Genomic DNA, 17,821 nt, shown 5'->3' with positions numbered 1-17,821 from the left:
CGCATCGTCACGGACAGCGATCACGGCTGCCATCAGATCGAGTCCGGATTTTCCCCGGTCGGCGCTAGCGTGGCATTTCGGTTCGGATGAAGCTGATTCAATGTCGGAAATGCTCGTTCCGCCGGGGCTCTCGGCCACGGAAAAGCTGAAGTACCAAGGTGATCCGCTCGCGGACGCCGTCGTCGCCGATGTGGTGGCCGATGAGCGGACGGGTGCGGTGAACGAGGTGCTGGCGCACTTCAGGGACAACGACCAGCCCATTCCGGACAATTTACCGGACTCGGTGCGCCGGTACCTGGTCGAGACCGACGTTCCGCCGGATTGGGCGGATCTCGACCGGGTCGCCGCCGCGTATGAATTCTTCGTCGACGACGGTATGCACGTCGCTTCGGTGCTGTCGTTCGGGGCGATGGTGAACTGCTATGCCCAACCGCGGCCTTCCCGTGTCCTGTCGCTGACCCATCGGCTCAACCAGCCCCATCGACGGCTGTCGGAGACCTCTCAGTTCGTGCTGAACCTCATGGGCCCCGACCCGTTCGGTTCCGGTGGCAACTTCGTACCCACGATCCAGAAGACCCGGCTGATCCACGCGGCCGTCCGGTATTTCATCGGCCGGTCCGGTGAATGGGATGCCGAGGCGGACGGCGTCCCGCTGTGCCAGCAGGACATGCTCGGAGCGCTGCTGATCTTCTCGGTGCAGGTCATCGACGGGATGCGCCGGATGGGCATCACGGTGACCGACCGCGAGGCCGAGGACTACTACTACGTCTGGCGGGTGACGGGCGCGATGCTCGGCATCCCCGCCGAAGCGATGCCTGAAACACTGCGGGAGGCCCGAGAACTGAACGCCGAACTCGTAGAGGCGAGCTTCGGTCCTTCAGCCGAAGGCATCGAGCTGACCCGTAACCTCCTGAGCCTGTACGAGAACATGGTGCCCGGCACGGCATTCGACGGTGTGGTCGCCGCGATGGTCCGTCAAGTCGTCACCGAAGACGTCGCCGACTGGCTCGAGGTGCCACGCTCACGCGGCTGGGGCCGCGCCGTGGGCGCGGGCGTCCGGGCCATGCGGCTGTTGGAACGATCGGAAGACCGCAGCCGGGTGGCCACGACGGTGCTCGACAAGGCAGGCGATCTCCTGCTCGGCGGCAGCGTCCGCACTCTCACGAACGGACAATCCACCGCTTTGACCATCCCCGCCGACCTCCGGGAGAAATGGCTCGCCGCGGGTGTCTGCCCCGTCGCACCGCCGCGGAACTGATACCCCTTCGCTCCACGACAGCACGGCCCGGCCTGCGACCTCGCCGGCGGTGCTCGTGGTGTCAGAGCTGTCGGAGCAGGTCCTATGCCGGGTGGAGCGGGCGCGGGCAACGCCGGGACGCATTCCTCAGCACCGCGTTGAACCGACTCGACGCCGACGGTCACTGGCGAAGAACCGGTGACCGGCCGCCCAGTGGTTTCGGCGGCATTCGCCCCGTGGCGCGGAAATTCGCCGGCACGATAGGCGAAATGCCGTAGTGGTGACTCGATTATTTGGCCCATCAAGTGATGCTGTTCGACTCGAAGTATGATGCGTGAGAGTGAAATTTCTCGACAGCATGCGGGTCCTGTTGGACAATAGGATACGCGCGGCACCCTGCAAGGCTTTTGTTGCGCTCAGTTCCCTGTTCCCATCATTTGGCGAAAAGGAAACCCATGCATGACGATGATGAGCCAGTAGGCCGGGTGCTCGGCAGGCGGCAGGCGTTGATTCTGCTCGGCGCCGCCGGTGCGACACTCGCCGTCGCCGGATCCACCACGGCGAACGCCACCACTACCGCAGGAACACCCGAGGTCTGCGCGCTGGATTGTGTGGTCAAACCAGAGCAAATGGAGGGTCCGTACTTCGTCGACGAACGGCTCAACCGCTCCGATATCCGCAGTGAGCCGAGCACCGGGCAACTGGTTCCCGGCACCGCGCTGGTAATCAATTTCACCGTTCAGCAAATTCGTCAGCAGCAGTGCACGCCACTACCGGGGGCGATGATCGACCTCTGGCAGTGCGACGCGTCCGGCGTGTACTCCGACATCCCGTCCCAGGGCAGTTCCGGCCGCCGGTTCCTGCGTGGTTACCAGAACGCCGACCAAGCGGGAACGGCCCGGTTCACCACCATTCTGCCGGGCTGGTATTCGGGGCGCACACTGCACATCCACATCAAGATCCGCACCGTCGGAACCAACGGCAGGCCGTACGAGTTCACCTCGCAGCTCTACTTCACGCCCGAGTTCGGCGCGGCCTATCTGCGGACCGAACCGTACCGGCGGAGGGGTCCGGCGGACACGACCAACAGCCGCGACTCGATCTACCGCAACGGCGGTGCCCAGATGCTGCTGCGTCCGCAGCAGGCCGGAACCGGCTACACGGCGGACTTCGCGATCGGTCTCGACCTGTCGAACACCCAAGTCGGCAGGCCGGACTAGGCCAGGCCCGCCAGTCGCTTGTCACGCCACATCGCCGGGTCTGCCTATCGCAGGGTTCGCCTATCGCGGAGTGGCATCGCTGATCGCCCCGGGCAGTCGGGCCGGTGACCTGGATCAGGTCGCCGGCCCGACTGGCGAGCAGCCGGTTCTCTCGAAGGTTCGACGGTGGTGGCGGACCGGCTGACCAGAAGTTTCAGTTTTTCTTGGTGCGAGGAGCAACACCGCCGGACAGGGCAGGCTAGGCCGTCAAAACCCGTTCGACGAAAGCCCCGACCGCCAACAGCTTCCGGTCGCCGCCGGTGGGACCGTCGAGAGCCAGCCCCGCGGGCAGGCCACCGCGGCCGTGTCCCATCGGGACGGTCAAGCCGGGAACGCCCGCGATGCTGCCGGGCTGGCAGTTTCGGATGAAGGTCGGGAAGGTCGGGACCACGCGTCCCCGGTGGAGGAACTTTTCGACGGCGGAGAAGTCTCGGGCTGTCGCCGGTGTGGTGGGGAATGCCAGTGCGTCGATGCCGGTTTCGCCGAAGATCTTCGCGTAGGCGCGGCGTAGGGTCGAGCGGTTGGCGAGGGCGGCCTCGTAGACGGCCTGCTCGACACCCGGCACGACCGAGTCGGCGAAGATCGCCCGGACGTCGGCCGCGGCGACCTCGTCGACGAGGCGCTCGAACGAAACCTCGGGCACATACTCGGCGAGGTAGGCCCGTAGCCCGACGCCGGCTTCGTGGATCACCAGCGGCATGCCCTGATCACTGACGAGTTCGGCGAGTGGCGCGTCGTCGACCGGCACCAGAGTGACCCCGGCCGCGCGCAGGCGGATCAGCGCGGCCGCCCACAGCTCTTCGACGTCGTCGGCCAGGTCGCCGGTCAGGAAGCCGTGCGGCACGCCCAGCCGGATCGGCGGGACTTCGCGCAAGGGTTCCGGTTCCTCCGCCGCGAGGGCGGCGTCGAGGAACGCGAGCTCGGTGACCGTGCGGGCGATCGGGCCCACCGTGTCCCGGGTGCTGCTCAAGGGCGTGATGCCGTCGGTGGGATAGCGGCCCGTGGTGGGCCGGAAACCGCAGACCCCGTTGAGCGCGGCGGGCACGCGCACCGAACCCCCGGTGTCGGTGCCCAGGCCTGCCGGGACGATGCCCGCCGCGACGGCCACCGCGGTTCCGCCGCTGCTGCCCCCGGCGAAGCGGGCGGGGTCGCGGGCGTTGCGCACCGGACCCAGTGGAGTCGTGTCGCAGGTGATGCCGAACGCGAGTTCGTGCATGGCCGCCTTGCCGACGACGGTGGCGCCCGCGTCGAGCAGGCGGCGGACCACGCCCGCGTGCTCACGCGGAACGTGGTGCGCCAGTGCCGGGGTGCCCGCGGTGTTCGGCATGCCCGCGACGTGGATGTTGTCCTTGACGACCACCGGAAAGCCGGTCGACGGCCCGATCGGCTCCGGCGGGAGGTGGCTGATCGCGTGGAGGTCCTGAACCTCTTCCGCCCGCTTGCGGCATTCGGCGGCACTTCGAGTTCCCTGCACCGGCAACTCCTCCAGGTCGCGGACGGCAAGCTTAGCGTGGCAAAGGCCGCGGCGACCGATGGTGGCCGTGCGGATGGCCGTGCCGGCACGGCTGCGAGCGGACGTGCTGCCCTTGGATACTCTCGCCACGGTTCGGTCCTTGTCGCGCGATCCGCCCGCCGCCGCTCGCCCGAGACCACCCCGCGAGTCAGACGCACTCATCCCGACACCGGAGGTTTCCATGCCCAAGGGCTACTGGGTCAGCGTTTACCCCACCATCACCGAGCCTGAGAGGCTTGAGGTCTACAACGGACTGGCCGGTCTGGCCGTCAAGGCCGCGGGCGGGCGGACGCTCGCCCGCGGCGGCGGCCGGGTCGTCGCACACGAAGCCGGAATCGCCGAGCGCGTCGTCCTGATCGAGTTCGACAGCTTCGAACAGGCGGTCGCCGCCTACGAGAGTGCGGCCTACCGGAAGGCGCTGGCCGCACTTCCCGACGGCTTCGAGCGCGACTTCCGCATCATCGAAGGCCTCGACTGACGATCGAGGCCGCGTCGGCGACGAACACCACACCGACCCGCCGTCCGAAACGGTCGGCATGACCCGGAATCGCCGAACGCGCCGGTCAACGTGAGTGAGGCAGCGGCTGAGGCAGGTACGTCGAGTCGGGATCCGGCGGGAGTGCCCCGACAGCCCGGTCCCCACGGTTCAGCACGTTCAGCAGCGGTCCTGCCATGGCCGTGGTCAGTAGCGCCATGAGCACCATCAGTGAGAACAACCCGTGGTCGAGGACGCCGAGCTGAAGGCCCACGGTGAGCACGATCAATTCGGTCAGGCCGCGGGTGTTCATCAGTGTCGCGAGTATGGTCGCCTGCCGCCACGGGATCCGGTGCAGGCGGGCGCCCGCGATGGTCCCGGCGTACTTCCCGCCCACTGACAGCAGCACGATCAACCCGAGTTCAACCAAGTTGGCCACCGCTATCGTGGACAGATCCACGTTCAATCCCGCGACGACGAAGTACACGGGCAGCAGCAGCACTCCGCTGATTCTCTGCACGCCCTCCCAGCCGTCGCCGGGGATGCGTCCGTGCTCGCCTCGCGGCATCACCAGGCCGAAGAGAAACGCGCCGAAGATGAAGTGCAGCCCGATCCACTCGGTGGCCGCCCCGGACAAAAGGAGCCCGGGGATCGCCACCACGAGCAAGCGGCCGCGAGATTGGTCGGTTCGCATGGCCCTGCCCACTCTGCCCAGCAGCGGTCGCACCACGAAGAACATGATGGCGCCGAACGGAACGGCGAGCGCGATCCGCCAGCTCTGCTCCTGAGCACCACCCACCAGCGTCGCGATGAGCGCGAGGACGGACCATGCGACGAGATCCGCCACCGCCGCGGCGGACAGGGCCAGCGCGCCAGTCGGGGTACGGCTCAATCCCCGGTCGGTGAGTATGCGCGCGAGCACCGGAAACGCGGTCACCGACATGGCCGTGCCGACGAACAACACGAACGCCAGGCCGTTGGTGGTCGGATGACGGAGGACAAGATACGTGGCCAGCGCACAACCGAACGCGAACGGCACCACGACGGAGCTTATCGACACCGTGACCGCGGCGAGCCGGTTTCCGCGTAACAACCGACGATCCACCTCTGTTCCCACCGCGAACATGAACAACGCGATGCCGATGTTCGCCAGGGTGCTGAGCAGTGGCCGGATTTCTTCGGGGAACAGGGAATCGGAAAGTGCCCCGTCGAACAGTGTGGGTCCCAGCAGTATGCCGGCCGCGATCTCGCCGATCACCGCGGGTTGGTTCATCCGCCTCGCTATGGCGCCGAATATCTGGGCGGCCGCGACAATGACGGCGAGTGCGAACAGAACGTGGAGCATCAAATCGGGTTTCACGATCTCAAATCCCCTGTTCCGCGGTGCTCATGGCGATGCCCTCCGGATGGCGGCCGGGAAGTGCCCGAGCGGCTCGGGCACTTCCCGGCATCGTGGCCTAGGGTGCGGCCGGGGCGCCGGATGCTCGAAGGCTGCCGAGGTAGGGATGCCATACGTGGCCCGGGTCCTGCTCGACCTCGGTCACGACCTCGCGCATCGCGGCCAACGCCTTGGGGTTCTCTTCGTACATGTCACCCTGTAGCAATTGCAGGACGTCGAGCCGATAGCGGGGATCCTGGACGAACGCGCCGAACAGAATGTTCAACCGGTAGTAGATCGAGATGAATTCGTACCAGTTGCGGGTCCCCAGCTTCTGCAGGCGCTCATACTCGCCGAACTGAGCGCGATCGAACTTGTCCGCCTTGAAAGCGGCCGAAATCTCCTGGCAGGCCAGCCGGGCGGTGTTCATGGCGATACTGACCCCACTGGAGAAGATGGGATCGACGAAGCGGGCCGCGTCCCCGATCATCACGTAGCGGTCGCCGGCGACCTGTTTCATCGAATAACTGTAGTCGCCCTCCGCCTTGAAGGGGCGAACTTGCTCGGCCTTTTTCAGTTCTGTGGCCAGATCGGGCCGGGTCTTGATGAATTTCCAGAAGAACTTCTCCCGGTCCACATTCGCATCGGCGAACTGCTTCTTCTGGGTCACCACACCCACGCTGGTGATGGTGTCCGTGATGGGAATCTGCCAGACCCAGGTGTCCGTGATCGGCAGGAAGTGGATGAGGATGTTGTCGACTTCTTTCGGGCTGGCGGCCAGCGCGCGCCGGTCCAGGTTCTCGAACCAGCTGTGGATCGCGTACTGGTTGAAGACCGAGTCGGGGACCTTGGTCTTCAGCTGACGGCCCATCAGTGTCTGCCGCCCCGACGCGTCGACGAGCATACGGGCGCTGAACTCGACCGACCGGCGGCCCATCTTGGTGTGGACCACGACGTGGTCGGGGTCGTCCAGATCCGCCCGCTGCACGTGCACTCCCTGGAACACCTTCGCACCAACGGTTTCCGCGTGCTTGAGCAGGATGAGATCGAACTTCGCGCGGTCCACGTGGTAGGTGTAGGGACGGTCGACGCCCTCCTGGTCCCGTTCACCGAACTGCACCTCGGCGTGGCCGTCGAAGTCGAAGGTCAACGCGGGGTTGTTCAGCTGGGAGTGCAGGCCGGGAGTCGTCCACGACGCACCGTACTTCTTCGGGAAGCCTGCCTGGTCGATCTCCGCCATCACACCGGTCTCCAGCATGACCCGCGTGGTGGCTGGCACGAGAGACTCGCCGACATGCTGCCGGGGAAAGGTCTCGCTCTCGAAGACCGCGACGGACAGGCCGTCCATCGCGAGGTACGCGGCGGCGGTCGATCCCGCGGGCCCGCCACCCACGATGATCACATCGAAATCCGTGGACATTTCTGGTTACTCCTCTGGTGAGGTTCGGTCAGATACGGGTGGCGTGTTCAGCAGGCTCTGCGCAGCAGGAGACATCCGACGCTGCCGTCGCGCCCGAGCGAGGTGACCAGGCCCAGCTGCTCGGCCGGATGTTCCGCACCGGACCAGCGGGCAAGCAGTGCGGCCGCCTGCAGGGCCCCACTGGCGCTGAAGCACTCACCCAGCGCGTCGGACACCCGGACCGTCGTGGGCAGCGAGCCAAGGGCGAGCCGCACACCCTGTTCCTCGATCCGCCGGGCACCGATCTGCGCACCCGCGCCGAGTGACACGACGTCGATCTCCTCGGCACGCAACTCATGGCGGGCCAGCAGACGGCTGATACACCCGGCGATCCCGGCGGCCAGACTGGTGCGTTTGGTGCGCGCGCCGCAGTAAGCGGTTGCCGCGCCGAGGGCCTCCGCCATGATCGGCCTGCCGTCGGTCACGGCCTTGTCCTCGAGGACGAGGATCGCGCATCCCTCGCCGAGAGCGGCATCCGTCCGCAGCAGTCCGGACTTGTACCAAGCCCACGCCATATGGGGGGTCAGCTCTTCGATGCCGCCCGCAAGCATGCTCGTCGCGTGACCGTTGTGTATCGCGTTCAGCGCGTAGCGCACGGCCGAGGTGCTGGAGACGTGGCCCCCCGCCAGTGTGGAGTTGACGCCCTTCAGGGAATTCCAGATCGCCATCTGGCCCGCGCAGGAATTGAGGACGGTGTTGGGAAAGCGGGACGGCTCGATCATGTACGGCTCGTCCTGCAGCAGCGTGTCCGTGGCGATTTCGGCGAGGCTGGCGATGCTGCCGGTGCTCGTTCCCAGCGACACGCCCGTGCGCGGCCGCAATTCGCGCTCCTCGGACCGCCCGGCGCTGTCCAGCGCCGCCTTGGTCGCGATCAGCGCGATGCCGACCATGCGGTCGAGCCTGCGCGTTCCCTTTCTGCCGACATGGTCGCGCAGGGACAGCTCCGGCAAGGCACGCAGAGCGAGTGGTGGATAGGCCTCGGCGTCGGATTCCGGTTCGACATGGGACATCGACGGGGTCCGCATCAGCTCGCCTAACCCGTCCAGGCCAACGCCCGCGGGTGACACCACGCCGCAGCCGGTGATGGCGATCGGCCGGTGGAACCCAGTACTGGTCACGAAATCCTCCCCAAGACGGTGATCGCGTTGTTCCCGCCGAAGGCGAAGCCATGGTTGAGGGCGATCCGCGGATTCGCGGCGCGGGCCACACCGGGCACGACGTCCAGGCCGGGGCCCAGCGCGGGGTCGAGCTGGTTGAGATTCGCCGTGGGCGGCAGGAAACCGTCGTACAGCGCCTTGCAGGTGATCACGGCGCCGAAGCCGCTCGCGGCTCCCATGGTGTGGCCGAGCATGGACTTGATCGAGCTGATCGGCGGGATCCGATCCCCGAACACGGAGCGGACGGCGGCGATCTCGGCCGCGTCGTTGACCGGCGTCCCGGTGCCGTGGGCGGAGACGTAGTCGACGTCTTCCGGGCCGATCGCGGCGGACGCCAAGGCCGCCTCGATGCAGCGTGCGAGGCTCTCCTTGTCGGGGTGCACCATGTGGTTCGCATCGCAGTTCACGCCGTAGCCGAGGACCTCGGCGTAGATACGCGCACCGCGGTCGAGGGCCTGTTCCAGTGGTTCCAGCAGGAGGCTGACCCCTCCCTCGCCGGTGATGATTCCCGCACGACCGACGTCGAAGGGCCGGATGACGTCGTCGGCAAGGGCGCCCAGCCGCAGGAACCCCGCATGGGTGTGCCGGTTGACCGAGTCGGCGCCACCGGCGAACATGAAGTCCGCCTCGCCGGTCCGGATCATGTCGTAGGCGTAGCCGAGGGCGTAGTTGCTCGCCGAGCACGCCGTGGCGATGGTTTGCGCTTCACCGCTGAGTCCGAGTTCGCTGTTCACCGCGCCCGCGACCCGGTTGGCAGGCGCCTGGACGACCAGCCGGGGGTCGATCGTCTTCAGCCCGGAGCCAAGCCACTGTTCCGCCAGGCGCTGCTTGACCGCGGACTCACCGCTGGTGGTACCGATGACCGACCCGGCGGCGCCGTCGCTGAGCACGTCCGGATCGACCTTGGCGTCCCGCGCGGCCAGGCGTGCCGCCGACGCCGCGAACAGGCCGCTGCGTCCCCACCGGGAGGGGTCGATCTGCTCCAGGATCGTCTCGGGCTCGAAATCCTGGACCTCGCCGCCGATGTTCTTGGGAAATCGGGTCGTGTCGAAACTCGTGATGGGCGACATGCCGTTACGGCCTGAACGGATCGACTCGGTGAACTCGCCGACGCCGATCCCGACGCTCGAAACCACCCCCAGGCCGGTGACGGCGACTCGCCGGAATCGCGTGTCAGACAACGGGTGCCGTCCCGCTGAACTCGTTGACGACCTCGAAGACCTTGTCCAGGCTCGTCAGCCTGCCGATGTGATCGGAGGGGATCACGATGCCGAGTTCCCGCTCGAAGCGGGCCACGACCGCGAGCAGGGTCAGCGAGTCCGCGTCGTACTCGTCCTCGAAGGTCGCGGTACTGGTGAGCTCGTCATCCTCGATCTCGAGTTCCTGGACGATGATCGAAGAGATCCTGTCTCGCAGGTTTTCAGATGTCTGTGCAACGTCCTGAGTCACCGGATTCTCCCTATTGCGGTCAGTGGACAAAATCGCCGAGCTGTTCCACTGTCGACGACTGCCGTGTTCACGGTCTACCGGGAATACGTCAGCGACGCTAAGTCAGGAAATGGCACGCTGGCAATTCAGGTGCGCCCAAAGGGGTAGTGTACCCGTCGGAAGTGGTACGTCAGGCGCACTGACGTACCACGTCGTAATCTCCCTTGGAGGGGGAGTGTGCGATTTTTATCCACGATTGATGTCGCTTTGATGTGCGCCGCGTATGAATTGCCGAGCGGAAACGAACTTTCTTCCCTCAGAAACCGGAGAAGAGGATGTCTGTGCCCGAGCGCGGCGTTAGTGAAGTCGACGACCACCCGGCGCTGAGCTTCCAGCGGACGGTGGACCGCTCGCTGGTGCATCGAACGGCCATCGCCGAGGTCTTCGTGGTCGACTCGATCGCGACCGGCGACCGCCAGTGTGAGGTCGGCGCGCAACTCCCGCTGACTCACGGCTACTACAGCGACCATCTCGCCGAACCCGCACGCTACGACCCCATCCTGCTCCTGGAAATCTGCAGGCAGGCGGCCATCTACGGGTCTCACGCGATCGTCGGCGTCTCCCTCGGCACAGCGATGATCATCGGCTCGTTCACCTTGCGGCTGCACAACGACGGACTTCGCACCGGCAGCCGGCCGGGCGACCTCGTGCTCGTCACCACGTATCGCGGCGAGCCGACCAAACGGGGGCGGGTCCGCAACGCGGGTGTCAGCCAGGACCTCGTCCTCGACGGCACCGTCGTGGGCAGGCACGAAATGAAACTCACCGCCTTGCGCGACAGCGAGCTGGAGGCGCTGCGCAGGCATCAGCGCGGCGCCACTCCGCCGAGCACGGCCGACTACCAGGGACACGCGAGCGGGCATCCGGTCCCGTCGCACCTGGTCGGCAGGCGGGATCCGCGCAACGTGGTGCTCACGGACCTGCGGCGCGGTGACGGCGGCGTCACGGCCACCGTCTCACCGTATTTCGGAAACAATGCCCTTTTCGACCACGAATACGACCATCTGCCCGCGATGGTGATTACGGAAGCGGCGAGGCAGGCGGCCACGGCGACGGTGGACGACGGTACCGGCGCGCTCGTCCGGAACCACGTGATCACCGGAATAACCGCCTCCTTCGAGCACTACGCCGAGCTGGACCAAAAGCTCGTCGCCAGCACGTCCACCCGCGCGATGCCGGATGGCGCGAACACCGTGGACGTCGCCTTTTCGCAAGGCTCGTCAAGAGTCGCGGAGATCTCCTTGGAGATCGTTTCGCGCCGCGGTGGTGAATGACATGGGCAAGCGGATTTCGGCGGTGTGGACCGATTTCGGCGGAGTGCTCACTCCTCCGCTCAGTCACACCATGAGCAAGTTCTGCACCACGATGAAGCTCGATCCCGCGGCGGTGATGGACGCGGTCGGCAAGGTCACCCAGACCTACGGCACGACCGACATGATGGAGCCGTTGGACACCCCGCTGGTGACCGAGGCCGAGTGGCTCGCCCAGGTGGACGCGGTGTTGCGCGAGGACCACGGCGTCTCCACCCACCTGACCACGTTGGCCGATATCTGGTTCGACGGCAGGGAAACCAATCACGAGTGGGTGCGGGCTCTGCGCGAGTTCTCCGCGGCGGGCCTGTTCGTCGGGTTGATGTCGAACATGGTTCCCACCTGGGACGCCCACTGGCGGCGCATGGTGCCGGTATCGGAGCTGTTCGACGACGTCCTGCTCTCTTTCGAGGTCGGTTGCCGCAAGCCCGACCCCGCCATGTTCCAGCTCGCGGCCCGGCGTGCGGGGGTGCCCGCGGGAGAGTGCCTGCTCGTGGACGACCTGGAACACAACTGCGCCGGAGCGCGCGAGGCCGGCTGGCACGCGGTGCGGTTCGACGACGCGGCAGGAGCACTTGCCGAGATAACACCTTTGATCACCACGCGGGAGCTCGCATGACACGTTCAGTACTCATCACCGGTGGCAACCGGGGCATCGGCTTGGCCATCGCGGAGGCGTTCGCCGCGGCGGGCGACAAGGTCGCCATCACCTACCGCACCGGCACACCCCCGCCGGGGTTCTTCCCGGTGCGCTGCGACGTGACCGACACCGACTCCGTGAACGACGCGGTCGAGCAGGTCACCTCCCAGCAAGGGCCGGTAGAGGTCATGGTGTCCAACGCCGGGGTGATCAACGACGGACTGCTGTTGCGCATGTCCGACGCCGACTTCCTGCGGGTGCTGGACACCAATCTGCTCGGTGCGATGCGCCTGACCCGTGCGGTCATGCCGGGCATGATCTCCGCTCGGTGGGGCCGGTTGATCTACGTGTCGTCGATGACCGCGCTACTCGGCGCGCCGGGTCAGACCAATTACGCCTCCGCCAAGGCAGGCCTGATCGGCTTCGCCAGGTCCGTCGCGCGCGAGCTGGGCACCCGCCGCATCACGGCCAATGTCGTGATGCCCGGTCTGGTGGACACGGACATGACCAAGGAGATCACCGACCAGCGTCGCGCACAGATCCTCACGCAGACGGCGCTCAACCGCGCTGGCACCCCCGAGGAGGTCGCGGCCGCCGTCACCTTTCTCGCCTGCGAGAACGCCAGCTACATCACCGCCGCCCTGTTGCCCGTCACCGGCGGCGCGGGCACCGGGAACTGACCGGAAGACGAGGTGAATCGGAATGTGTGAAGAACTGGCCGAACGAGCCCGGCGGATGAGTTCCAGCCGGGAGCCGGCCGCCGGAGCCGGTGTTCCGGCAGCCACGCGGAGGCAGGGGTGAGCATCGACGAGGCCGCCCGGGCTTCCGTCTCGACCGGTGTGGCGCCTGGCGACACCTTCCGCGCCCAGGTCGCCGAGCTGGCGCGCATGAAGGAGGCGCTCAAGGCCGGTCCGGGGCCGCAGGCCACCCAGCGGCAACACGACAAGGGGAAGCAGACGGCGCATGAGCGGATAGCCGCCTTGCTGGACGACGACTCCTTCGTCGAGATCGAAGGGTTCCGGCGTCATCAGGTGACCGGATTCGGACTGGAGCACAACCGGCCGCACGGGGACGGGGTGATCGTCGGCTGGGGCACGATCGAAGGCCGCCAGGTCTTCCTGTACGCCACCGACTTCAGGGTGTTCGGTGGCTCACTGGGCGAGGCACACGCGGAGAAGATCCACAAGGTGATGGACCTCGCGCTGGCCACGGGAGCACCGTTGATCGCGCTGAACGACGGGGCGGGCGCCCGGATCCAGGAAGGGGTCGGCGGGCTCGCCGGGTACGGCGGGATCTTCCAGCGCGCGGTGCGCGCGTCCGGGGTCATCCCGCAGATCAGCGTGATCCTCGGTCCGTGCGCGGGCGGGGCGGTGTACGCGCCGGCGCTCACCGATTTCGTGTTCATGGTGCGCGGCACCGCGCAGATGTTCCTCACCGGTCCGGACGTCGTGCACGCGGTGACCGGCGAGCAGATCACCCATGAGGATCTCGGCGGCGCCGGAGTGCACGCGACCAGCTCCGGCGTGGCGGCGTTCGTGTCGGACGACGAGCGCTCGTGTCTTCGGGACGTGCGCTATCTCGTCTCACTGCTGCCATCGAACAATCACGAGGCGCCGCCGTCCGCATCGACCGCGGGCGTGCCGGAGGCCGACGGCGAGCGGTTGCTCGACATCGTCCCCGCCAATCCCCGCATGCCCTACGACATGGTGCGAGTCATCGAGGAACTGGTGGATCACGGGGACTTCCTCGAGATGCACGAGACCTGGGCGAGCAACATCATCTGTGGGCTCGCCCGCATCGGCGGCGAGGTGGCCGGGATCATCGCGAACCAGCCCGCCGTCTTGGCGGGCGTGCTCGACATCGCGGCGGCGCAGAAGGCCGCGCGGTTCGTGCAGACCTGCGACGCGTTCAACATTCCGCTGATCACCTTGGTGGATGTGCCGGGATTCCTGCCCGGCTCGCGCCAGGAGCATGACGGGATCATCCGGCACGGCGCGAAGCTGCTGCACGCCTATTGCGCCGCCACCGTGCCGCGCGTTCAGGTCATTCTGCGCAAGGCGTACGGCGGTGCGTACATCGTCATGGACTCGCGGTCGATCGGCGCGGACCTCTCGTTCGCCTGGCCGATCAACGAAGTCGCGGTGATGGGCGCCGAGGGCGCGGCGAACATCATCCACCGCAAGGCGATCGCCGCCGCACCGGACCCGGACGCGGAACGGCAGCGGCGCATCAAGGAGTACCGCAGCGAGCTGATGCACCCGTACTACGCCGCGGAGCGCGGGCTGGTCGACGACGTCATCGATCCGCGCTCGACGCGACGTGTACTCATCCGTTCGCTCTCGGCGCTTCGCCGCAAACGGACGCCGAACGTGGACCGCAAGCACGCGAATCCGCCCTTCTGACCTCGGGCCGGTGCTGGAAAGGAAGTCAGGAATGGACCTTCGAATCGTCGGCGGACAGCCCGACGAGACAGAGATCGCCGCACTCGTCGTCGCACTGCACGTGGTGTCGCGCGAGCCGGACACATACCGGCAGGCAGGCGAGTCGCGGCCAGGATGGGGCGGCCGCGCCCGCGCCGGAACCTGGTCACCCACGAGCGAATGGGGGATGTTTCATGGATGACGCCGCCGTCGTCGACGCCATCGGTCATTTTCTGCCCGAAGGCCGGGAAACGAATGAGGAACTGGCGAGTCGCATCGATACCAGCGACGAGTGGATCAAGACCAGGACCGGTATCGCCGCCAGGTCCCGTGCGGACGCCGACCAGCCGACTTCGGAGCTCGCGACCGCGGCGGGCCGGGACGCTCTGCGGCGCGCCTCGGTGGACGAGGTGGACACCGTCATCGTGGCCACCACGACTCCGGACATGAAGTGCCCGGCGACAGCCCCGGTCGTGGCCGACGCGCTCGGCCTGGCAGGCACGGCGACGTTCGACATCAACAGCGCTTGCACCGGGTTCCTCGCGGGCCTCGCCACCGCCTCCGGCCTGATCGCCACCGGCAACGCCCGCTCGGTGCTGCTGATCGGGGCGGAGAAGTACTCCTCGATCATCTACCCGTACGACCGGGGCACCGCACCCATCTTCGGTGACGGCGCCGCGGCCATGGTGCTGCGCTCGGGCACCGCGCGGGAGTGGGGAGCGATCGGCCGGGTACACCTCGGCTCCGACGGCGGTTTGTGGAGCCTGGCTCATGTGCGCACCGGCGGCAGCCAGTACCCGGTCGCCTCGGACGATCCGCATGACCCCTATCTGCGGATGGACGGCCGGGCGACCTACCGGCACGCGGTGGAGCGGATGACGCAATCCTGCGTGCAGGCACTCAAGCACGAGGCGATCACCAAGGAATCGGTGGATCTCCTGGTGGCACACCAGGCCAATGCGCGGATCCTCCGGGAAGTCGCGCGAGAGCTCGAGATACCACCGGAGCGGGCACTCGTGGACCTCACCGATGTCGGCAACACAGCGGCCGCGTCGATCCCGCTCGCGCTGAGCCGGGCGCAGCAGCGCGAGGACCTGCGGGGCGGCGAAACGCTGTTGCTGACGGCGTTCGGCGCGGGGGCCAGCTGGGGCGCGACGGTGTTGCGGTGGCCCGCACTCGGAATGGCGAACAAGGAAGGGTGAAACGGATGCACGAGATCACTGTTACCGAGGTGGGCGAGTTCCTGCGCGGCCTCGCAGAGCGGTTGGACCTTGATCTGGACGGCGTGGAGATCACCGCGGCGTCCTTGCTCGAGGAAGACCTGGAAATGGACTCACTGAACCTGATGGACTTCCTGGTCATGCTGGAGCGCAAGTACCAGGTCAAGATCACCGACGAGAACCTGCGCGAGGTCGACACGGTCGCCGATGTGGTGACCCTGCTCAACGAGCTGACCCGAGCGAGCACGGTGGCGAACTGATGACCGTGGTAGCGGAGACGGCGCGATTCTGCGCGGACGTGCTCACCTGTGCGGAGCTTCCGGACGGGGACACCGTGTACGACGACGCGCATCCTCTCTGGCAGAAGTTCGTCGCGGCGGGGCTCGCGAACTGGTGGTTACCCGAACGGTACGGCGGACGGGCGTTCTCGCTGGGCGATTCGGTCGAGATCTCGGCGCGGCTGTCCTACCACGACCCGGGGTTCGCGTTCAGCGCGTTCCTGCCGATACTGGCTTCGCGCATGCTCGAATTCTTCGGTAGCGCCGAACTGGCCCAGCGATATCTGCCGGAGCTGAGCGGCACGGGATCCTTCTGCGCCACACTGGGCAGTGAGGCCAGGGCCGGGAGCGAACTCACGAACACCGAGACGACGTTCCGGCGGCACGGGGACAGCTTGGTGATCAACGGGCACAAGCAGTTTTCCACGAACCTGGCCTTTGCGCGCTTCTGCCTCGTCCTCGCGCGCAACGCCGACGACGAGCGTGACTTCGCGGTGATCCTCGTGCCGGGAGAGGCGGAGGGATTCCGGGTCGAGCAGCGCTGGCGGATGTCCGGCCTCCTGGGCACCGGAACCTATGCGGCTACCTTCACCGACTGTGCTGTGCCCGCGGGCAACGCGCTGAACGGCAACGGCATCCGCGTTCTCGAAGTGGGACTCAACGGGAGCCGGATCCTGATGGCCGCCATGGCCATCGGTATGAGCAGGCGAATCCGTGACCTCAGCATGGAGTACGCGGCCACCAAGCGACTCGGCGGGGCGCCACTGAGCCGGAACGCCGTGTTCGGCGCCCGAATGGGTCAGCTGGAAATGGAACTCGAAACCATCAAAAGCCAGTGCGACCGCGCGGCGCGGGACTACGACGAGCTCTATCTAGGCGCCCGGCCCGCGGAGAAATTCCTCGGTCAGGGCGTCCTGAAGTCGGCGGTCGTGGCGAAGATGCACAGTGGCCAGGTGGGCTGGAAGATCGCCAGCGCCGCCTCGGAGGGTTTCGGTGGGCTCGGGTACACCGAGCAACACGAGATCCAGCGCCTGATGCGTGCGATGCGGCATATCTCGATCGTCGAAGGCAGCGACGACGTGCTCCGGGACCTGATCTACGGCCGATACGTCAGGCGCGCCTCGCGGCGTGGGTGAGTCCTGCCGCACCGGCCCTGCCCGCCTGCCAGTCATTCCGACAGATGCGTCCAGGAAACGCGCCGCCCTAGCTTCGGACACAAGCGACTGGACGTTGCGATAACAAGGAAAGGTTTCCCATGGGTGTGCAGCAGAGCACGACCGCACAGACTCGCGACGGCCTTCTCTTTCTGGGGGAGTTCGCACGTCGTCCACTCAAGACCGCTGCCATCGCGCCGAGTTCCCCGGCGCTGGCGGCCGGCATGGTCGCGCCGGTTCCCGAGAGCGGTCAGCCCGTCGTCGTCGAACTGGGCGCCGGGACCGGCTCGTTCACCAAGGCGATCCAGCACAAACTGCGTGGTCGTGGCAGACACGTGGCCATCGAACTGAACCCGAAGCTGGCCGATCTCCTCCGGCATCGCTATCCCGGTGTCGATGTGGTGTGCGCCGACGCGACCGAGCTGCCGTCGGTGCTCGAACAGCGCGATCTCGGCCCGGTGGACGTGGTCGTCAGCGGTCTGCCGTGGGTTTCGTTCCCGACCGAGGCGGGCAGGTCGCTCGCCACGTCGGTGGCCGATTCGTTGTCGCCGAACGGGGTGTTCACGCAGTTCACCTACTCGTGGACGAGGTGGGCGAACCCGGCGCGGACCAGACTGCAGGCACTGCGCGAACGGTTCGAGGAAGTGGTCGTCAGCACCACGGTGTGGCGCAACCTTCCGCCCGCGGCGGTGTACGTCGCGCGTCGAGCCCGGCGAGTGGAGGCTTGACGGCTTGAGTATGTGAACGGTCTTCACCAGAACGCATTCGTCACTCCCGTCGGGCGCCACGCGGCCCCGACGGGAGTGATCCTCACGTATCAGCCCAGGCAGGCC

General features: G+C 67.0%; 18 protein-coding genes. 12 read left to right on the top strand and 6 right to left on the bottom strand.

What is annotated here, in order from left to right; all coding sequences use genetic code 11:
- Positions 1–109: 109 nt before the first annotated feature.
- A complete protein-coding gene (locus tag BS329_RS13865; RefSeq protein ID WP_244197141.1) occupies positions 110–1,258 on the top strand; it encodes an oxygenase MpaB family protein in 1,149 nt (382 codons plus the stop codon).
- 434 nt (positions 1,259–1,692) lie between these two features.
- Positions 1,693–2,457: a dioxygenase family protein gene (locus BS329_RS13860; protein WP_076160447.1), complete on the top strand. Its 765-nt coding sequence runs from the start codon at positions 1,693–1,695 to the stop codon at positions 2,455–2,457.
- 238 nt (positions 2,458–2,695) lie between these two features.
- Here BS329_RS13860 and BS329_RS13855 read toward each other — a convergent pair whose 3' ends face one another.
- A complete protein-coding gene (locus BS329_RS13855; RefSeq protein ID WP_076160444.1) occupies positions 2,696–3,970 on the bottom strand; it encodes an amidase family protein in 1,275 nt (424 codons plus the stop codon).
- 220 nt (positions 3,971–4,190) lie between these two features.
- Between BS329_RS13855 and BS329_RS13850 the strand changes: the two genes are divergently transcribed.
- On the top strand, positions 4,191–4,487 hold the full coding sequence (locus BS329_RS13850; RefSeq protein ID WP_076160441.1) for a DUF1330 domain-containing protein: 297 nt from the start codon (positions 4,191–4,193) through the stop codon (positions 4,485–4,487).
- Between the two features lie 85 nt (positions 4,488–4,572).
- Here the strand turns inward: BS329_RS13850 and BS329_RS13845 are convergent, their stop codons facing one another.
- From BS329_RS13845 to BS329_RS13825, 5 genes are all read right to left on the bottom strand, one after another.
- Positions 4,573–5,844 carry a cation:proton antiporter gene (locus tag BS329_RS13845; RefSeq protein WP_143253022.1) on the bottom strand — a complete coding sequence of 424 codons (1,272 nt, stop codon included), beginning with the start codon at positions 5,842–5,844 and terminating at the stop codon, positions 4,573–4,575.
- Between the two features lie 97 nt (positions 5,845–5,941).
- Positions 5,942–7,282 (bottom strand): NAD(P)/FAD-dependent oxidoreductase, encoded by a 1,341-nt coding sequence (locus BS329_RS13840; RefSeq protein ID WP_076160438.1) that lies wholly within the window; start codon positions 7,280–7,282, stop codon positions 5,942–5,944.
- Positions 7,283–7,329: 47 nt separating this feature from the next.
- A complete protein-coding gene (locus tag BS329_RS13835) occupies positions 7,330–8,439 on the bottom strand; it encodes a beta-ketoacyl synthase N-terminal-like domain-containing protein (RefSeq protein WP_076160435.1) in 1,110 nt (369 codons plus the stop codon).
- Positions 8,436–9,659 (bottom strand): beta-ketoacyl-[acyl-carrier-protein] synthase family protein, encoded by a 1,224-nt coding sequence (locus BS329_RS13830; protein WP_076160433.1) that lies wholly within the window; start codon positions 9,657–9,659, stop codon positions 8,436–8,438. Before BS329_RS13830 ends, BS329_RS13835 begins: the two co-directional genes overlap by 4 nt.
- Positions 9,652–9,927 (bottom strand): acyl carrier protein, encoded by a 276-nt coding sequence (locus BS329_RS13825; RefSeq protein ID WP_158075780.1) that lies wholly within the window; start codon positions 9,925–9,927, stop codon positions 9,652–9,654. Before BS329_RS13825 ends, BS329_RS13830 begins: the two co-directional genes overlap by 8 nt.
- A 314-nt stretch (positions 9,928–10,241) precedes the next feature.
- On the opposite strand from BS329_RS13825, the gene BS329_RS13820 reads away from it, so the two are divergent.
- The 9 genes from BS329_RS13820 to BS329_RS13780 all read left to right on the top strand — a co-directional run bounded on the left by BS329_RS13820 (position 10,242) and on the right by BS329_RS13780 (position 17,716).
- Positions 10,242–11,240 carry an AfsA-related hotdog domain-containing protein gene (locus tag BS329_RS13820; protein WP_084749673.1) on the top strand — a complete coding sequence of 333 codons (999 nt, stop codon included), beginning with the start codon at positions 10,242–10,244 and terminating at the stop codon, positions 11,238–11,240.
- 1 nt (position 11,241) lies between these two features.
- Complete coding sequence (locus BS329_RS13815) at positions 11,242–11,895, top strand: HAD family hydrolase (RefSeq protein WP_076160429.1); 654 nt, start codon at positions 11,242–11,244, stop codon at positions 11,893–11,895.
- Positions 11,892–12,596 carry an SDR family oxidoreductase gene (locus tag BS329_RS13810; protein ID WP_076160427.1) on the top strand — a complete coding sequence of 235 codons (705 nt, stop codon included), beginning with the start codon at positions 11,892–11,894 and terminating at the stop codon, positions 12,594–12,596. The genes BS329_RS13815 and BS329_RS13810 overlap by 4 nt, the downstream gene beginning before the upstream one ends.
- A 207-nt stretch (positions 12,597–12,803) precedes the next feature.
- Complete coding sequence (locus tag BS329_RS13805) at positions 12,804–14,318, top strand: acyl-CoA carboxylase subunit beta (RefSeq protein WP_084749722.1); 1,515 nt, start codon at positions 12,804–12,806, stop codon at positions 14,316–14,318.
- A 31-nt stretch (positions 14,319–14,349) separates the two neighbouring features.
- Positions 14,350–14,538 carry an acyl-CoA carboxylase subunit epsilon gene (locus BS329_RS42520; RefSeq protein WP_076160425.1) on the top strand — a complete coding sequence of 63 codons (189 nt, stop codon included), beginning with the start codon at positions 14,350–14,352 and terminating at the stop codon, positions 14,536–14,538.
- Positions 14,531–15,538 (top strand): beta-ketoacyl-ACP synthase III, encoded by a 1,008-nt coding sequence (locus tag BS329_RS13795; protein ID WP_076160423.1) that lies wholly within the window; start codon positions 14,531–14,533, stop codon positions 15,536–15,538. Before BS329_RS42520 ends, BS329_RS13795 begins: the two co-directional genes overlap by 8 nt.
- Positions 15,539–15,543: 5 nt before the next feature.
- Positions 15,544–15,816, top strand: coding sequence for an acyl carrier protein (locus tag BS329_RS13790; RefSeq protein WP_143253021.1), 273 nt, complete (start codon positions 15,544–15,546; stop codon positions 15,814–15,816).
- Positions 15,816–16,970 carry an acyl-CoA dehydrogenase family protein gene (locus BS329_RS13785; protein ID WP_076160419.1) on the top strand — a complete coding sequence of 385 codons (1,155 nt, stop codon included), beginning with the start codon at positions 15,816–15,818 and terminating at the stop codon, positions 16,968–16,970. Before BS329_RS13790 ends, BS329_RS13785 begins: the two co-directional genes overlap by 1 nt.
- Positions 16,971–17,089: 119 nt before the next feature.
- Positions 17,090–17,716, top strand: a complete 627-nt coding sequence (locus BS329_RS13780; RefSeq protein ID WP_076160416.1) for a class I SAM-dependent methyltransferase — start codon at positions 17,090–17,092, stop codon at positions 17,714–17,716.
- Positions 17,717–17,821: the final 105 nt, after the last annotated feature.

Source organism: Amycolatopsis coloradensis, assembly GCF_001953865.1.
Lineage (GTDB): Bacteria > Actinomycetota > Actinomycetes > Mycobacteriales > Pseudonocardiaceae > Amycolatopsis > Amycolatopsis coloradensis.
Note: the sequence above shows the minus strand (reverse complement) of the source record. Positions and strands in the feature narration are given on the sequence as shown.

Coding starts and splice junctions, on each gene's coding strand:
- BS329_RS13850 (WP_076160441.1), top strand. CDS start 4,191: ATGCCCAAGGGCTACTGGGTCAGCGTTTACCCCACCATCACCGAGCCT.
- BS329_RS13805 (WP_084749722.1), top strand. CDS start 12,804: ATGAAGGAGGCGCTCAAGGCCGGTCCGGGGCCGCAGGCCACCCAGCGG.
- BS329_RS13810 (WP_076160427.1), top strand. CDS start 11,892: ATGACACGTTCAGTACTCATCACCGGTGGCAACCGGGGCATCGGCTTG.
- BS329_RS13795 (WP_076160423.1), top strand. CDS start 14,531: ATGGATGACGCCGCCGTCGTCGACGCCATCGGTCATTTTCTGCCCGAA.
- BS329_RS13820 (WP_084749673.1), top strand. CDS start 10,242: ATGTCTGTGCCCGAGCGCGGCGTTAGTGAAGTCGACGACCACCCGGCG.
- BS329_RS42520 (WP_076160425.1), top strand. CDS start 14,350: ATGGACCTTCGAATCGTCGGCGGACAGCCCGACGAGACAGAGATCGCC.
- BS329_RS13865 (WP_244197141.1), top strand. CDS start 110: ATGCTCGTTCCGCCGGGGCTCTCGGCCACGGAAAAGCTGAAGTACCAA.
- BS329_RS13780 (WP_076160416.1), top strand. CDS start 17,090: ATGGGTGTGCAGCAGAGCACGACCGCACAGACTCGCGACGGCCTTCTC.
- BS329_RS13815 (WP_076160429.1), top strand. CDS start 11,242: ATGGGCAAGCGGATTTCGGCGGTGTGGACCGATTTCGGCGGAGTGCTC.
- BS329_RS13785 (WP_076160419.1), top strand. CDS start 15,816: ATGACCGTGGTAGCGGAGACGGCGCGATTCTGCGCGGACGTGCTCACC.
- BS329_RS13860 (WP_076160447.1), top strand. CDS start 1,693: ATGCATGACGATGATGAGCCAGTAGGCCGGGTGCTCGGCAGGCGGCAG.
- BS329_RS13840 (WP_076160438.1), bottom strand. CDS start 7,282: ATGTCCACGGATTTCGATGTGATCATCGTGGGTGGCGGGCCCGCGGGA.
- BS329_RS13790 (WP_143253021.1), top strand. CDS start 15,544: ATGCACGAGATCACTGTTACCGAGGTGGGCGAGTTCCTGCGCGGCCTC.